Here is a 16258-nt window from a genome sequence, read left to right on the forward strand (position 1 = left end):
TTTCAAATAGAATTCCTCTACCGAGATGCCAAGCAGTTCACCGGGCTTACCACCTGTCAGGCTAGGAGCAAGAATAAGCTCGATTTCCACTTTAACGCGGCTCTAACAGCGGTAAATATCGCCAAGCAAGACTGGCTCTCAAACAAGGATAACCTCCAAAAAACGTTCTCAATGGCTAATTACAAAACTCTATATAACAACGCGTTGCTACTGGAACGATTTATGTGTATGTTTGCAATAAACCCAAACACCGCAAAAAATAAAAAAATCGTCAATGATTTGTTGGATTACGGTAAAATTGCGGCATAAATCTTACCGAACTATTGTTATAACACAGATAGTTTAAATGGCGGTATTGTCACAATTACATTAATCGATTCTATAAAAAACATTATTTCTGGAACATTTTATTTTACGGCAATGAACGAATACAGTAAAGTAGTTATTGAAGTTTCGAATGGACGATTTGACTTAAACAAACAATAAACACAATGAAAATATATTTTAATGGCAAGATTCAACTCACAAATGCAACTTGGGTTAACTGATTGTATGCCAAAGATGGTGAACGGTACCCTAGCCTTTTCCTAGGCCTGCTGTTAAGTATATCCTCCACCCACTGAACTTGCTCTTGCGTTATCGCTTTAAAGTCCGTTTTCTTAGGGAAATACTGCCTTACCAACCGGTTTGCATTCTCATTCGCACCGCGCTCCCAGCTGTGGTATGGCCGTGCAAAGCAAAAATTTATTTTCAGCTTCTGGGCAACAACCTGATGTTCGGCAAACTCTTTCCCATTATCTGCAGTAATGGTATGCATTTGGTGTGCCAGGGGCGATAGCGACTCTACGGCAGCGATGGTTACCACCCCGGCTTCCTTTGAACTTACCAGCCGCAGCCTAAGCAGCCCCGTTCTTCGGTCGTTCATGGTGACAATGGCCCCCTTGTGGTTCCTGCCGATGACCGTGTCGATCTCCCAATCGCCTACGCGCTCCTTTTGGTCGACAACCGCTGGGCGCAGGGAGATGTCCACCCTGCCAGGGATAATGCCCCGCTTATCCTTACTTGCCCCGCGTTTGCGGTAGCTTCGGCCCTTGTTTCGCAGGTGGGTGTGCAGGTCTCCACCTTGCTTTTTATCCCGCCAAACGAGCTGGTAAATCGCTTCGTGCGATGCGCAGGGAATGCCCAGAACCCGTGCCTCCCCCGCAATCTGCTCCGGGCGGAGGTCATCCTTGAGCCGATCCTTTACGTTGGCCAGAACGGTGCCCGTAAGCTTGCAGAACTTCGGCTTGGTCTTCAGCCGCCGCTCGTAAGCGCGCTGCGCCGCGCTGCTCTCGTAAGCACCCGTTTTGGGCTCCCTATTCCTTCGGATCTCCCGCGATATCACGGAAGGGCTCCGGTTTACAATTTGGGCAATTTCTTTTTGTAGCTTGCCTTGCCGTAGCATGATGGTAATTACATACCTTTGCTCTTGGTTGATGTGCGCCATTACAACTTATTTTTAGAGGACTTAGGGGGTAAAGAACCACATTTTTTCCATCGGAGCAGCGAAGGTGGGTAATCCTCATCTTCCTGTTCTGAAAAAAGTAATTCCTTTCTCTCTAATCTATCCTATAAGTTGCATTTGTTACTTGAATTTAGGCAAGCAAGATGCTGACTAAAAAGGCGTAGATATTCATTCATTTCTACAGGCTGTGCTTTTGAAATACACCGTTTTTAACTTCTAATAGTTGGCAAAATCGACCCAAACGGTGTGGTAAAGTATTGCATGTCGGTCGTTTGACAAACGTCCGTAACAATTGATTAACCATAAAACCATAACCAAAAACCAGGGTTTAATAGTTGTGAGTATTCATCAATGAAGTAAACCCAATATGTAAGTCTTATGGATTTTTCAAGCCACCGCTCATTGAAATATAGAATTCAGCTCATCATTACAGTTGGAATCTTGATTACCGTAGGAATTCTAATTGCCTACTCTACCATCACCCTTCGCAACAAACTATTGAGTTCCGAAGAGAAGTTGGTAGAAACCATTGCCAAGGAATACACCAACCAAGTGGATGCCTCCTTTGAATCGTCGCTCGAGGTAGTTCGAGCCATGGCAAATACCTTTTCATCTATAAAAGAGAATGGAAGCAAGTTCACCCTAGGTCGCGAGCAGAGCATCGAAATGCTTAGGAAAGTGCTTAACGGCCGTAGTTCCTTTGTAGGGATGTCTACATGCTGGGAACCCAACGCCTTCGATGGCAACGATGCCAAGTATGCAAACACTCCCGCCCACGATAAAACGGGTCGATTTATCCCCTACCTATACCGCAGCGGAGGTAGCGAGATCGGCCTAGACCCCTTGGTCGATTATGAGGTGGCTGGTGCCGGAGATTGGTACGTAATTCCCCGTCAAACCAAGAGTATTGCCATTATCGATCCCTATATTTACCCCGTACAAGGAAAAGATGTTTTAATGATGACCTTTTCGGCACCCATTATGGCCAACGGCACTTTTTATGGTGTTACGACTGCCGACATTCCACTGGAATGGCTTCAACAGCTCATCATGGGTGAAAAATCGCTAGGAGAGGGATCCCGAATTAGCTTGATCTCGAATAATGGCACCTACTGCGCCGACAACCAAAATCCGGACAATGTAGGCAAAAACATAAAGGATGTTGATAAGGAGAATAGCACTGAAAGATTGTCCAAGGTGCAGCGCGGGATTGCCGAGACCAAGTATTACAACAATAACCTCACCGTAACCGTTCCTTTGAAAATAGGGGAATCTACCACTCCTTGGCAACTTCAAATTGAGGTTCCCAAAGAACATATTGTGGCCGAGGCAACAAGTGCACTCTGGAGCGAAATCGGTATTGGTCTTGTGGTGTTTATTATCCTCTCATTCATTATAGGCATTTACCTAAACAAGGTAATAAGCCCAATCTTTGCCATAGTGGAAGTTACCAAGGCAATAGCCCAAGGCGATTTGAGTCACAAGGTAAGCTACTCCAATCACGATGAAATTGGCATCCTTTCGGAATCCATCAACAAGATGACAGAGGATATCTCCAAGGTAGTCACCCATATCCAAGACGGTGCATCCATTATAACAAACATCAGCCAACAAATAAACGAAGGTTCAGATAAACTTTCGGTGGGAGCCAACCAGCAGGCAAGTTCGGCCGAGGAGGTCTCATCCTCCATGGAGGAGATGGCAGCGAACATTCAGCAAAACTCCGACAATGCCAAGGAAACCGAGCGTATTGCGGTTCAAATTGCATCCAAAATGGAGGTAGTAGCCGATGCCTCTAAGCAGAGTTTGGAGTCGACCAAACTCATTGCCGAAAAGATTACGATAATTAACGATATTGCCTTTCAGACCAATATTCTGGCGCTAAATGCAGCAGTAGAGGCTGCGCGTGCAGGTGAACACGGTCGCGGATTTGCTGTTGTAGCGGCCGAAGTGCGCAAGTTAGCTGAGCGCAGCAAAACTTCCGCCGACGAAATTGGGGTACTCTCCCGATCGAGCCTTGCCGTTTCCGAAAACAGCACCAAACTGATGCAAGAACTCTCTCCAGAAGTAAAGCGTACAGCCCAGTTGGTTCAAGAGATTGCCGCAGCCAGCATGGAACAGAACTTAGGAGTAGAACAAATTAACACAGCACTGCAGCAACTAAGCCAAATTATTCAACAAAATGCAGCTGCCTCCGAAGAACTCTCGTCAGGTGCTGAGGAGCTGGCCGACCAAGCCGAATCGCTAAAGGATTCGGTTGCCTACTTCTTGCTCTCAAAAGAAAGGTAGCACTAATTCAAATTCAGAAAAGGGATAGTCCGAAATAAACTTCGGATTATCCCTTTCTTTTTTAATAGAGTCGCCTCCCCGCCCTTGTCGGTTTATTGCGGCTGCATCTAACATCCAATCACGTTTCATTATTCTACCCTAATGCTTATCGGAGAGGAGAACCCTTTGGTTACTATTTCAGTCAATTATAACTTGTCACCCGATAATTTGGGATATCGAGAGTAGTGAACCCGGCCACTTTGCTCCCCGCTGCCATTAGAAGCAGAAAACCATTATCAAAAAAATGGAATTGACTATAAATACCTACAAAACAAAAGATAACCATGCAATAATTTGCATTTATACCGTTTCGATAGCGCTCAACCAGCTTTTTCGTGCTATCTTTGTGCTCTTAAAAAAAAATTGTAGCATGGCGCACAAATCAGGTTTTGTGAACATTATAGGTTTTCCCAATGTAGGAAAGTCTACACTAATGAATTCATTGGTGGGAGAGAAACTTTCCATTATCACATCGAAAGCCCAAACCACACGACACCGCATCATGGGAATTGTCAATGGAGACGACTTCCAAATAGTTTACTCCGATACCCCTGGAGTGCTTAAACCCAACTACAAGCTGCAAGAGAGTATGATGCAGTTTGTTTACTCCGCTCTTTCCGATGCCGACATCATTCTGCTGGTTACCGAAATGGGCATGGCAATTGACCTACACGAAGATATTATTCAGAAGATTACCCGCATGAACGTGCCCGTAATCGTGGTTATAAATAAGGTGGATCTTGCCAAAAGCCAAGAGGCCGTTGTTGAAGCGATGGACGCATGGCAGGTGCGCATGCCCGAAGCCAAGATCATCCCGGTATCGGCACTACACAAGTTCAACCAAGAGGCACTCTTAACCGAGGTCCTCGAGAAATTACCTGAAAACCCGGAGTATTTCCCCAAGGATCAAATGAGCGACAAAACCATGCGCTTCTTTGTATCGGAAATTATTCGGGAGAAAATCCTGATTAGCTACAAGAAGGAGATCCCATACTCGGTAGAGGTGGTAGTAGATAGCTACAAGGAGGAGGAGAAAATAATCCACATTGAGGCCCTCATATACGTTGTTCGAGAATCCCAAAAAGGAATCCTCATAGGACATCAAGGAATAATGCTCAAGAGAATTGGCACCAAGGCACGTCACGATATTGAAGCCTTTGTGGACAAGAAGGTGTTTTTAAGCCTACAGGTTAAGGTGCTGGAAAACTGGCGCGACAGCGACCTGATGCTAAAACGATTTGGCTATAATCAAAACTAAAGTTCCAAGGAAGAGTTAAAAATGGGAAACATTATTGCTATTGTAGGTCGCCCAAACGTTGGTAAATCAACCCTTTTCAATAGGTTGGTTGGTGCACGGGAGGCCATTGTGGACGAAACAGCAGGGGTGACCCGCGACCGCCACTACGGAAAAACCGATTGGAACGGCAGAGAATTTTCAGTGATCGATACTGGTGGTTACATCAACGATTCCGACGATATTTTTGAGGAAGAGATTCGCAAGCAAGTTAAGTTGGCTATCGAAGAATCGGACCTCATCCTCTTTCTGGTTGATGTTGCTGAAGGCATTACCGACACCGACAGAGAGGTTTCGCACATGCTTCGAAAAGTTACCAATAAAAAGGTATTGCTTGTAGTTAACAAGGTGGATAACACCCAACGCTACATGGAAGCAAATGAGTTCTACGAGTTGGGATTGGGCAACTACTTTGCCATCTCATCCATGAACGGAAGCGGTACCGGCGACTTGCTCGATGCCGTAGTTACCGGACTTCCTGCTCTTGTTAATGAAGAAGAAGAGGAAGATACGCTTCCCAAGATTGCAATTGTAGGCAAGCCTAACGTAGGCAAGAGCAGCCTTGCAAATGCCCTTCTTGGTGAGGAGCGCAACATCGTTACGCCTATTGCAGGTACTACCCGCGATGCTATTCTTACCCGCTACAATAAGTTTGGTCACGACTTCTACCTTATCGATACTGCAGGTCTACGCAAAAAGGGTAAGGTAACCGAGGATTTAGAATTCTATTCGGTGCTCCGCTCTATCAGGGTTATCGAAAACTCCGATGTTTGCGTGCTTATGCTCGATGCAACCCTCGGAATAGAGGCTCAAGACATTAACATTTTCAACCTAATTTACCGTAACCGTAAGGGCGTGGTAATATTGGTAAACAAGTGGGATTTAGTAGAGAAGGAGAACAAAACGCTTGAAGATTACAAGGAAGCCATTCAACGCCGCCTTGCCCCTTTCAAGGATGTTCCCATTCTATTTGTATCCGCCCTTACCAAGCAGCGTATTTACAACGTGCTCGACGAGGTAGTTCGCGTGAACGAGAACCGTCGCCGACGTATCCCCACCTCAACGCTGAACGATGTAATGCTTCCACTTATCGAGGCCTATCCCCCTCCATCGGTTAAGGATAAGTTCGTTAGGATTAAGTTCGTTACACAACTCCCTACCTACGCGCCTAGTTTTGCATTCTTTTGTAACCTGCCGCAGTATGTGAAGGAGCCCTACAAGCGTTTCTTGGAGAATAAACTTCGGGAGCAATTCGAATTTACAGGAGTTCCCATTCAGATATTTATTAGACAAAAATAAAAGGAAGCACCAATGGCTACCTTAAAGATAATTACTCAAAACGGTCGAGGGAAGGGATATAGCGTGTCCTCTCTCGGCCGTTTTGCCTTTTTGGGTGCAATGGTTGCACTACTGCTCTCCTTTGGCTGTAAAAAGGAGGAAGTTTATTCCAACATTCCGTCCATTACCTACCTATCGTATAAGACCGAAAAGGGGTTTAGTAATGACAACAAGGTTTGGTTTTGCACTATCAAGTTTGAATTACGGGATGGAGATGGGGATTTTGGATTGGATACGCCCGATTCTACTACCGCTCCAGAATACCGAAACAACCTATTTCTTAAGCAATTTAACAAAATAAACGGTGTTTATATTCCAGTTCCCGATAATGCAGCAAGCCCACTTAGCAAACCCATCCTCTACTTTGAAGCCGAGGGAAATAATAAGCAACAAAAGGCAACGATAAGCGTGAGATTTGAACACTTCCCCAATGCCCATACCCTTCAACTACCATCAGATACTATAAAATATCGTTTCTACGTAAAGGATCGGGCGCTTCATAGTAGCGACACAATAGAAACCGCTGAGATTGTTTTTGATAAATCTCAGAATTTGTGGTAAAAAACACCTGAGTTTCTACCCTTTTTATAACTTACGGCCTCTACCATTCCACAATTGCTCAATGAAGAAGGTGTCACTCTTTCTTGCGTTGGCCCTTTGCGCCTCATCCCAAGCCTTTGCCCAGCTGGCTAAAGTGCAGGCTGGCTTCATTTATAATTTTACCAACTACACAGAGTGGCAAGAGGAAGACTTAGGCGATGCCTTTGTAATTGGCGTATTTGGTAACTCGAACACCACAGAAGCTCTCCGGCTGCTCGAAGGAAAGAGAACTATAAAAAACAAACCAGTCTTCATCAAGACATACGCAACCATAGGGCAAATAGGCAAATGTCATATCCTCTACATTCCTAGAGATAGGGCTGGCAGCCTCGATCTGGTTATTTCAAAAATTGGAACCAACGCAACACTCATCATTTCCGAAAAAGATGGACTCGCTGCCCTTGGAGCCGGTATTAGTTTCAGAATGGTGAATGGGAAGATTGCCTTCGACATAAACCCTACGGCTATTATAAAACAGAGAATTAGCGTGCTGCCTAAATTGGTTTCGCTTGCCAACAAATCCTATAAATAGGTTATAGAAAACCGATATACGTTGAAGGATTGATTCTCTAGCCTAATCCTATACGCCTAAATTCTTAAATATCGGTCTGGTTATCCAATAAATTCTTAAATTTGTCGCTTTGCCAAAATTCAACACGACATAACTACTGTTTCAGATGGAAGTCCCAACAAAGTATGACCCCTCTTCAATTGAGGATAAGTGGTATTCCTATTGGATGAACCAAGGCTTTTTCCGCTCAATACCCGACGAAAGGGAGCCTTATACCATTGTTATTCCTCCGCCAAACGTTACCGGCGTTTTGCACATGGGCCATATGCTCAACAATACCATTCAGGATGTTTTTGTGCGACGCGCAAGGATGTTGGGAAAGAATGCATGCTGGGTTCCCGGAACCGACCACGCCTCCATTGCTACCGAAGCAAAAGTGGTGAGCAAGCTGAAAGACCAAGGTATAGACAAGGCCTCATTGACTCGCGATGAGTTTCTGGAACATGCATGGGAGTGGACTCATAAGCATGGCGGGATCATCCTAGAGCAATTGAAGAAGTTGGGTGCTTCCTGCGACTGGGAGCGCACCGCATTTACCATGGATCCTGAACGTTCCGAAAGTGTAATAAAGGTTTTTGTCGACCTCCATAAAAAAGGGCTCGTTTACCGCGGAGTGCGCATGGTAAACTGGGATCCTCAAGCAAAGACAGCCCTCTCCGATGAGGAGGTAATATACAAAGAGGTTCAGAGCAAGCTATACTACCTTCGCTATAAAATTGAGGGTACCGGCGAATACATTGTGGTTGCCACCACTCGTCCCGAAACCATCTTGGGCGATACCGCCGTTTGTGTGAACCCCAACGATCCTCGCTTTGCACACCTTAAAGGTAAACGGGTAATCGTTCCGCTCATCAACCGTATTGTTCCCATCATCGAGGACGATTATGTAGACATTGAATTTGGAACCGGCGCACTTAAAGTTACTCCGGCCCACGATATCAACGACTACATGTTGGGCCAGAAATACAAGCTGGAATCCATCGATATCTTCAACGACAACGGAACCCTCAACGAGAAGGCACAGCTTTACGTTGGGAAAGATAGGTTTGCCGTAAGAGACGAGATTGTAAAAGACATGGATAAGGCCGGCCTTATCGAAAAGATTGAGAACTACGCGAATAAAGTTGGCTATTCCGAAAGAACCGATGCCGTTATTGAGCCCAAACTCTCTACCCAGTGGTTCCTGAAAATGGAGGATCTAGCAAAGCCTGCCCTCGATGCGGTTATGAACGACGAGATAAAGCTTTACCCATCCAAATTCAAGAACACCTACAAGCACTGGCTCGACAACATTAAGGACTGGTGTATTTCGCGCCAGCTGTGGTGGGGCCACCGCATTCCGGCCTACTACCTCAGCAACGGCACTTGCATTGTGGCCGAAACCGATGAGGAAGCACTAGCCCAAGCCAAGAAAGAAACGGGCAACAGCGCGCTCACCATGGCCGACCTAAGCCAGGATGTAGATGTGCTCGACACCTGGTTCTCCTCGTGGTTGTGGCCCATATCGGTGTTCGACGGTATTCGAAACCCCGAAAACGCTGAGATTAAATACTACTACCCAACCAACGATCTGGTTACCGCTCCCGAAATTCTATTCTTCTGGGTGGCCCGCATGATTATTGCCGGATACGAATACCAGGGCGCAAAACCTTTCACCAACGTATACCTAACCGGTATTGTGCGCGACCAGCTGCACCGCAAGATGTCGAAATCGCTAGGGAATTCCCCCGATCCGCTCGACCTTATTGCCAAGTATGGTGCCGATGGTGTTCGGGTGGGAATGCTCCTGTGCAGCCCTGCCGGAAACGACCTCCTCTTCGACGAAAACCTTACGGAGCAAGGCCGTAACTTCAGCAATAAAATTTGGAATGCCTTCCGCTTAGTAAAAGGATGGGAGGTTGATGCAACCATTCCACAGCCCGAACACACACGCCTTACGGTGGAATGGTTCGAGGCTAAGTTCAACCAAACCCTGGAGCAGGTAAACCAACAGTTTGACGCCTACAATATTTCAGAAGCGTTGATGGTGGTATATAAGCTATTCTGGGACGAGTTCTCCAGCTGGTATCTCGAGGCCATAAAGCCCGCGTTCAACCAGCCCATTGATGGAAAAACCCTCAACACCACAATAGAATTTTTTGAGCGACTGCTTAAGGTTCTTCACCCCTACATGCCATTCCTTACCGAGGAGATTTACCACCTTATTAAGGAGCGAGATGCCAAAGATTCCATTATGGTAAGCTTATGGCCAGTAGCCAAAGCTTTCGATTCTGCGATCCTCGAGGAGTTCGAAAACCTGAAGGAAACGGTTGCCAATGTTCGCTCGGTTCGTCAGGACAAGAATATCCCCCACAAGGAAACCTTGGAGCTGTTTGTGAAAAGAGAGGGTAGCCCTCTTGTAAACCTCAACTCGGTAATCATCAAAATGGCCAATCTCACGACCATCAACGATACCGATACAAAGGTGGAAGGTGCATCGTCGTTTATGGTAAAAACTACCGAGTACTACCTCCCGCTGGGTGGACTACTCAATGTTGAAGAAGAGTTAGAAAAACTTCAAGCCGAGGTGGTATACCTTCAGGGATTCTTGGAATCGGTTATGAAAAAGTTGAGCAATGAGAAATTTGTGAACAGCGCACCGGCAAAAGTTGTAGAGATGGAGCAAAACAAGAAGTCCGACGCCGAGACAAAGATCAAAGCCATTGAGGAGCAAATTGCACAATTAAAGAAGTAGCGCATCGCCACAAATACTACATATTAAGCGGAGGTTCTTGGAGCCTCCGCTTTTTTTATGGGTGAACTTTTCTGCCGAGCGAGAAGTCACCGCGAAAGCGGGAATCAGGGAATTCACGTTTAACATTTTCAAAACGCTTCACGATAAGAACCCACCTCACTAATCTTTTGGATTTATACTGCTTTGCATTAACTGCTCAGGGAATATGGTTTGATGCGTTGTGTGTATTTTCGGGGCGTTGCCCCAAACCCCACCCACTTTTTGTCTTGACACAAAAAGTAGGCAAAAAACTCAAGGCCTTGCCCGAAAAAACGCCGTCGGAGGCTCTTGGAGCCTCCGCTTTTCAGCTAGTCCAGGCGCGACTACTACGCTATAGCATACAAGTCGCACTCGGACTATGCACGGGCACTTTCAGGGTGACTTTTATTGTTAGCAAAGAGTCACCCCGAAAGTTGATGAACAATTACCTTCCAGCGTTCGAAGAACCCGTAAGCGTATAGGCAATGGCAGGCTGCCCCCAGTTAGCGCGGGAGTAGGCTCCCCATTTAGTAGCCCTAGTCTCCGATTTTAGAGTCCTAAACTCCTGTTTTGGAGTTCTGAACTTCGACGTTGAAGTTCAGAACGTCGGCTTCAATGCTTTTTACTTCGACGCCGATGCTTTTTACTCCGGTTTTGGAGTTCCGAACTTCGGCTTCAAAGCATTTTACTTCGACGCCGATGCTTTTTACTCCGGCCTTGGAGTTCCGAACTTCGACGCCGATGCTTTTTACTCCCAGGTTGAAGTTCCGAACTTCGATTTTAGAGTTTTTAATTACAAATAGGAACTCGATACGCCCAAACGGCTGCTTTCTGTTTTCATTTTGGTACCTTTCATCTATGTTTTCTAACATTGGTGCAAACGAGTGAACTCGTTGGAAATGTTATTGTAAAAGGGTAGTTTTGACATGTTTCCTTAAATCGAAAACAAATGAGAGATTCCGAAATTATAATGAGCCCCAACGAATTGGTGCAGTATCTCAAGAAACCAGCAGCAGAGTTTACGAAGCAGGACATCATCAACTTTGCCGAGGCGCACGAAATAGAAATGGTGAACTTTCGCTACGTGGCGGAGGATGGAAAGCTCAAAACCCTTAACTTTATTCTTTGGAGTAAAGACCATTTAGATATTATCCTTTCGGGTGGTGAGCGTGTAGATGGATCGAGCCTATTCTCCTTTATCGAGGCGGGTTCGAGCGATTTATACGTCATCCCTAAATTCCGCACTGCATTCGTTGACCCGTTTGCCGAAGTGCCAACACTCAATATCCTTTGCTCATTTTACAACAACGAAGGCAAGCCCCTTGATAGCTCTCCCGAGTTTGTTCTGCGCAAAGCTCATGAGGAATTCCGCCGCAAAACCGGCTACACCTTCATGGCCTTGGGCGAGTTGGAATACTATGTTATTGCCGAAGATCAAGAAGTGTATCCGGGCGTTGATCAAAAGGGTTACCACGCTTCGGAACCTTACTCCAAATGGGAAATTATACGGGTGGAAGCGCTTCGCTATATTGCCCGCGCCGGCGGTCACGTTAAGTATGGTCACTCCGAGGTGGGTTGCTTTACCCAAGATGGCATCCATTACGAGCAGCACGAAATTGAGTTTCTTCCCATGACTGCCGAAGAAGCCGTAGAGCAAATGGTTATTGCTAAGTGGATTCTTCGTATGCTTGGATACCGCTACGGTGTAAACATTAGCTTTGCACCAAAGATCACGGTAGGTAAGGCCGGAAGCGGACTTCATGTGCACATGATGCTGGTTAAGGATGGCAAAAATATGATGGTTTCCGAAGGTAAGTTGAGCGATACGGCCAAGAAGATGATTGCCGGGATACTCGATGTTGCTGATGCCCTCACTGCTTTTGGCAATACCATTCCTACCTCCTACCTACGCTTGGTTCCTCACCAAGAGGCACCAACCAGCATTTGCTGGGGCGATAGAAACCGTTCGGTGCTAATTCGTGTGCCGCTGGGATGGAACGGAGCCAATACCATGCTTCACGATGCCAACCCTCAAGACGATTCACTATTAACCCATACCGAAAGCAAACAAACGGTTGAGATCCGCACACCCGATGGTTCGGCCGATCTTTACTGTCTTCTTGCTGGACTTGTTGTGGGTGCAGAGCACGGTCTCACCATGCCAAATGCACTAGCGCGCGCCCAAGCCCAATACGTGGATTGCAACATCTTTAAGGAGGAGAATAAGCACATTCAAGAGAAGTTGGAGCAACTGCCTATCTCCTGCTCCGAATCGGCTGATCGGTTAAGCCAGAAGAGAGCAATCTTCGAGAACAACGGAATCTTCCCCAAGGGGATGATCGACAGCAAGATTAAAATCTTGAAATCTTACAAAGATGAAGGTCTAAGCGAAAAACTCTACGGCAAGCACGATGAGATAAAGGCTTTGGTTGACAAATACATTCACATTGCATAACACAGAAAAAGCCCCAGAAATGGGGCTTTTGTTTTTTATGGTGCTAATCGCTCAAGAATCCAACCTTCATTTTCCAATCGATACTGAAGCCTGTCGTGTAGCCTATCGGGCCTGCCCTGCCAAAACTCAATCAAGATTGGCTCTAACACATATCCACCCCAGTTATCGGGTCGAATAATCTCCCGCTTGGCAAACTCTTCCTGGAAGTCCATTTTCAAACTCTCAAGGTAACGACGATTAGGAATAACTTGGCTTTGCGGCGAAGCCCAAGCACCAATCCTGCTACCCACCGGACGACTTTTAAAGTATCGATCCGACTCCTTTGCGCTAACCTTCGAAATCTTACCCTCAATTCTTACTTGACGCTCGAGCAGGGGCCAAAAGAAAACCAGTGCTGCAAATGGATTCTGCGCCAACTGGCGCGCCTTACGGCTTTCGTAGTTGGTGAAGAATGAAAAACCATTCTCATCGGCACCCTTCAGAAGCATCATTCGAGCCGATGGCTTTCCCTCAAAGGTTGAAGTCGCTACCGTCATGGCCGTAGGCTCGGGCACATCAGCCTTTATTGCCTCCTGGAGCCATCCATTAAACACCACCATTGGATTAGTATCCACCTCTGTCTCTAGCAGCGATGCTAGCCTATACTCCTGTCGGATATTGGCAATGTCCTTCTTCATTATACATCTTTTTATGGTTCAAACACTGCTGTATGACGAATGCTATTCTGTTTCGAAATAATCACCATCGGGAATAACCCCAATTTCGCCAACCTACACATTACAATGCACAGCAATTCCACTCACACATCTCCTAATGCAAGCAAAAACAGCTATGAAATAAGAATGTTTAGCTTTTAATCTAACTTTTTTATCATTGCATCAACATTGTCGCCCCTATCATTTGAGGCGGAACTAATGCTGGCATTAAGTTCGAATCCGAGCAAAAGCGCAATAGCATTGAAATAAAGCCAGAGCATAAGGGCCATAAAACTCCCAATAGACCCATAGAGCTTATTATATTGACCAAAATTATTCACGTAGGCAGAGAAACCAACAGAGGTTACTATTATCAGGAATGTAGCCAACGAGGCCCCGGGCGAGAAGAAGCGAAACTTAATTCGGTCGGCAGGAGCAAAGTAGTAAAGCATAGCAATGGAGAAGAAGAAGAGTATTAGCACAATCAACCATTTGCTAATGATCAGTAGCCATATAACAATTCCGTCTTTAATAATATTATGAGCATCGAGGTAGGATAACGCTAATTGCCCGAATATAATAAGTGCAGTTGCTAACGAAATCAGGAAGGTGAGAAAAATGGTAAGCAAAATAGATACGATATATTGCGACCAGATATTACGAATAACGATTCGGTGGTAAGTAGCATTGAACGCGCCAAGAAGAGAGTTTACACCGTTGGTAGAGAAGAAGAGTGCGGCAACAAAACCAAATGAGAGCAGGCCACCACTCTTAAGGGTAATAACCTCAAGCAGTGTAGATTCAAGCGCGGCAAAAGCATTGCCGGGAATAAGTGCCTTAAGCATGGAAAAGAACTGCCCTTGGAAATTATCTACCGGGATGTAGGGTATTAGTGTAAACAAAAAGATGATAGAGGGAAAGATCGCCAAAAAAAAGCTGAAAGCAATGGCTGAGGCACGTGTAGTAAGCGAGCCCTGCATGATGCCCCTAAAGAAAAAGACAACGACATCGTATATTGGAGTTTTATAAAACCCAGGAAGCGAAACCTCCTTGGCCCATAGGGTAGAACGATAGTATATACCCAACAAATACCCAACAAATCGTTTATACATGTTTAAACAGCTTTTAAACTTAAATCAAGACTTTTAATCTGGTGCGTAAGCGCCCCCACCGAAATATAGTCTACCCCAGCTTCGGCGTAGCTCCGAATGGTATCCTTGTTAATTCCGCCCGACGATTCGGTTTCGAGTTTCCCCCCAACCAACGCAACCGCTTCAAATGTTTTCTCAACAGAGAAGTTATCGAACATTACCCGATGAACGCCATCAAGTCGCAAAAGTGTTTTAATATCCTCAAGAGAGCGAACCTCAACCTCAATCCTTAAACTTCTGTTCTCTGCTTTCAAATACGCTTTTACGCGTGCAACAGCCGCCTCAATTCCCCCGGCAAAATCGATGTGATTATCCTTCAGCATCACCATGTCGTATAACCCCATCCGGTGATTTTCGCCACCCCCAATTTTTACCGCCTGTTTGTCGAGCACGCGCATTCCCGGAGTAGTTTTTCGGGTATCAAGTATCTTCGCTCCTGTACCCTCTACCAGCTTCACATACTCGGCAGTTTGCGTAGCCACTCCGCTCATTCGCTGCATGATATTTAGCACCAAGCGCTCACTCTTAAGCAGAGATTGAACCCGTCCTACAGCGTAAAAGGCAATGTCGCCCGGCTTAATTATGGCTCCATCGTTTAGAATAATTTCCATTTCCGTAGCAGGGTCGATACGCAAGAATACTTTCTTTGCAATTGCTACCCCCGCAAGAACACCGGCTTGCTTAACCAACAGCTTCACCTTTCCCATCTTTTCGAAAGGGATACAGCTTAAGGAACTATGGTCGCCATCGCCAACATCTTCCCTAATTGCGATATCAATAAGCTCATCTACCAGAATTTCCGTAACTTCCATGCTGAAAAATATCTATTATGCGTTTCCTGTGTCTTTGGCACTTCGTTTGCTACGAGCCCCCTTATTGCTGGGGTTTGAATAAATTGTTCGTAGTGCAAATATAAGCTAACTTGGAAAATAAAGCATCAACATACGCCTTTGGGTTGCAAGGTCAATCAAAGTTAATAAATTTGACGGAATTACTGAATTGCAACCCGAAAAGGTTACTACCCTGCCACCAATTAAAAGGCAGTATAGCGACTGTGAGGAATAACTCCTTAGGCACATAGAAAAATAAGTTCACATGAAGATTCGATTTATAGCATTTGGCAAAACAACCCCTACCTTCTTGGCCGAGGGGGTAAAGGAGTATGAAAAACGATTAACACACTACATCTCCTTTGAGTTAAAGCTAATCCCAGATATTAAAAACGCGAAGAGTCTCTCCGAACTACAACAAAAAAAGATGGAAGGCGATCTTATCCTAAAGGCTTGTGCCGACGGCGACTATATCGTATTGCTCGATGAGCGGGGCAAAGAGATGAGTTCTCCCGGTTTTGCTGAATTTCTGGAAAAGAGAATCCTTGAGGGAACACGCTCCCTATGCTTTGTTTCCGGTGGACCATACGGCTTCTCCGATGAGGTTTACAAGACGGCATCGGGCAAGCTATCCCTCTCCCAAATGACCTTTTCTCATCAAATGGTAAAGGTTATCTTCTTGGAACAACTCTACCGAGCATTTACCATTCTGAAGGGCGAGCCTTATCATCACCAGTAAC

Annotated in this window: 14 protein-coding genes and 1 pseudogene; 10 read left to right on the forward strand and 5 right to left on the reverse strand. The window is 45.6% G+C overall.

Annotation, left to right across the window (positions count from 1 at the left end):
- Both BLS65_RS18185 and BLS65_RS19000 read left to right on the forward strand, forming a co-directional pair.
- Positions 1-309, forward strand: a pseudogene (locus BLS65_RS18185) (transposase); the annotation flags it as partial.
- Complete coding sequence (locus BLS65_RS19000; RefSeq protein WP_394331452.1) at positions 310-486, forward strand: DUF6252 domain-containing protein; 177 nt, start codon at positions 310-312, stop codon at positions 484-486.
- A gap of 31 nt (positions 487-517) precedes the next feature.
- On the opposite strand, the gene BLS65_RS06200 is transcribed toward BLS65_RS19000, so the two are convergent.
- Positions 518-1486, reverse strand: coding sequence for an IS30 family transposase (locus tag BLS65_RS06200; protein ID WP_092437017.1), 969 nt, complete (start codon positions 1484-1486; stop codon positions 518-520).
- A 396-nt stretch (positions 1487-1882) separates the two neighbouring features.
- Between BLS65_RS06200 and BLS65_RS06205 the strand changes: the two genes are divergently transcribed.
- The 6 genes from BLS65_RS06205 (at position 1883) to BLS65_RS06230 (ending at position 10369) form a co-directional block, all read left to right on the forward strand.
- A complete protein-coding gene (locus BLS65_RS06205; RefSeq protein WP_092437021.1) occupies positions 1883-3793 on the forward strand; it encodes a methyl-accepting chemotaxis protein in 1911 nt (636 codons plus the stop codon).
- 409 nt (positions 3794-4202) lie between these two features.
- Positions 4203-5090 carry a GTPase Era gene (era, locus tag BLS65_RS06210; protein ID WP_092437122.1) on the forward strand — a complete coding sequence of 296 codons (888 nt, stop codon included), beginning with the start codon at positions 4203-4205 and terminating at the stop codon, positions 5088-5090.
- A gap of 21 nt (positions 5091-5111) precedes the next feature.
- Positions 5112-6425, forward strand: a complete 1314-nt coding sequence (gene der / locus BLS65_RS06215) for a ribosome biogenesis GTPase Der (protein ID WP_092437023.1) — start codon at positions 5112-5114, stop codon at positions 6423-6425.
- 12 nt (positions 6426-6437) lie between these two features.
- A complete protein-coding gene (locus BLS65_RS06220) occupies positions 6438-7025 on the forward strand; it encodes a hypothetical protein (protein ID WP_092437026.1) in 588 nt (195 codons plus the stop codon).
- 61 nt (positions 7026-7086) lie between these two features.
- On the forward strand, positions 7087-7596 hold the full coding sequence (locus tag BLS65_RS06225) for a YfiR family protein (RefSeq protein WP_092437029.1): 510 nt from the start codon (positions 7087-7089) through the stop codon (positions 7594-7596).
- 145 nt (positions 7597-7741) lie between these two features.
- Positions 7742-10369: a valine--tRNA ligase gene (locus BLS65_RS06230; protein ID WP_092437031.1), complete on the forward strand. Its 2628-nt coding sequence runs from the start codon at positions 7742-7744 to the stop codon at positions 10367-10369.
- Positions 10370-10944: 575 nt separating this feature from the next.
- Here BLS65_RS06230 and BLS65_RS06240 read toward each other — a convergent pair.
- The gene (locus BLS65_RS06240; RefSeq protein ID WP_092437035.1) at positions 10945-11259 is read right to left on the reverse strand and encodes a hypothetical protein; all 315 of its coding nucleotides are present in this window, start codon (positions 11257-11259) and stop codon (positions 10945-10947) included.
- A gap of 77 nt (positions 11260-11336) precedes the next feature.
- Here BLS65_RS06240 and BLS65_RS06245 point away from each other — a divergent pair, with 77 nt between their 5' ends.
- On the forward strand, positions 11337-12842 hold the full coding sequence (locus BLS65_RS06245) for a glutamine synthetase family protein (RefSeq protein ID WP_092437037.1): 1506 nt from the start codon (positions 11337-11339) through the stop codon (positions 12840-12842).
- A 35-nt stretch (positions 12843-12877) separates the two neighbouring features.
- Here the strand turns inward: BLS65_RS06245 and pdxH are convergent, their stop codons facing one another.
- The 3 genes from pdxH to nadC all read right to left on the reverse strand — a co-directional run bounded on the left by pdxH (position 12878) and on the right by nadC (position 15500).
- Positions 12878-13519 (reverse strand): pyridoxamine 5'-phosphate oxidase, encoded by a 642-nt coding sequence (gene pdxH / locus BLS65_RS06250; RefSeq protein ID WP_092437039.1) that lies wholly within the window; start codon positions 13517-13519, stop codon positions 12878-12880.
- A gap of 176 nt (positions 13520-13695) precedes the next feature.
- Positions 13696-14649, reverse strand: coding sequence for a YihY/virulence factor BrkB family protein (locus tag BLS65_RS06255; protein ID WP_092437041.1), 954 nt, complete (start codon positions 14647-14649; stop codon positions 13696-13698).
- Positions 14650-14651: 2 nt separating this feature from the next.
- A complete protein-coding gene (gene nadC / locus BLS65_RS06260) occupies positions 14652-15500 on the reverse strand; it encodes a carboxylating nicotinate-nucleotide diphosphorylase (RefSeq protein WP_092437043.1) in 849 nt (282 codons plus the stop codon).
- A gap of 283 nt (positions 15501-15783) precedes the next feature.
- On the opposite strand from nadC, the gene rlmH reads away from it, so the two are divergent.
- On the forward strand, positions 15784-16257 hold the full coding sequence (gene rlmH / locus BLS65_RS06265) for a 23S rRNA (pseudouridine(1915)-N(3))-methyltransferase RlmH (protein ID WP_092437045.1): 474 nt from the start codon (positions 15784-15786) through the stop codon (positions 16255-16257).
- Position 16258 lies beyond the last annotated feature (1 nt).

This window comes from Williamwhitmania taraxaci (assembly GCF_900096565.1).
Classification (GTDB): domain Bacteria; phylum Bacteroidota; class Bacteroidia; order Bacteroidales; family Williamwhitmaniaceae; genus Williamwhitmania; species Williamwhitmania taraxaci.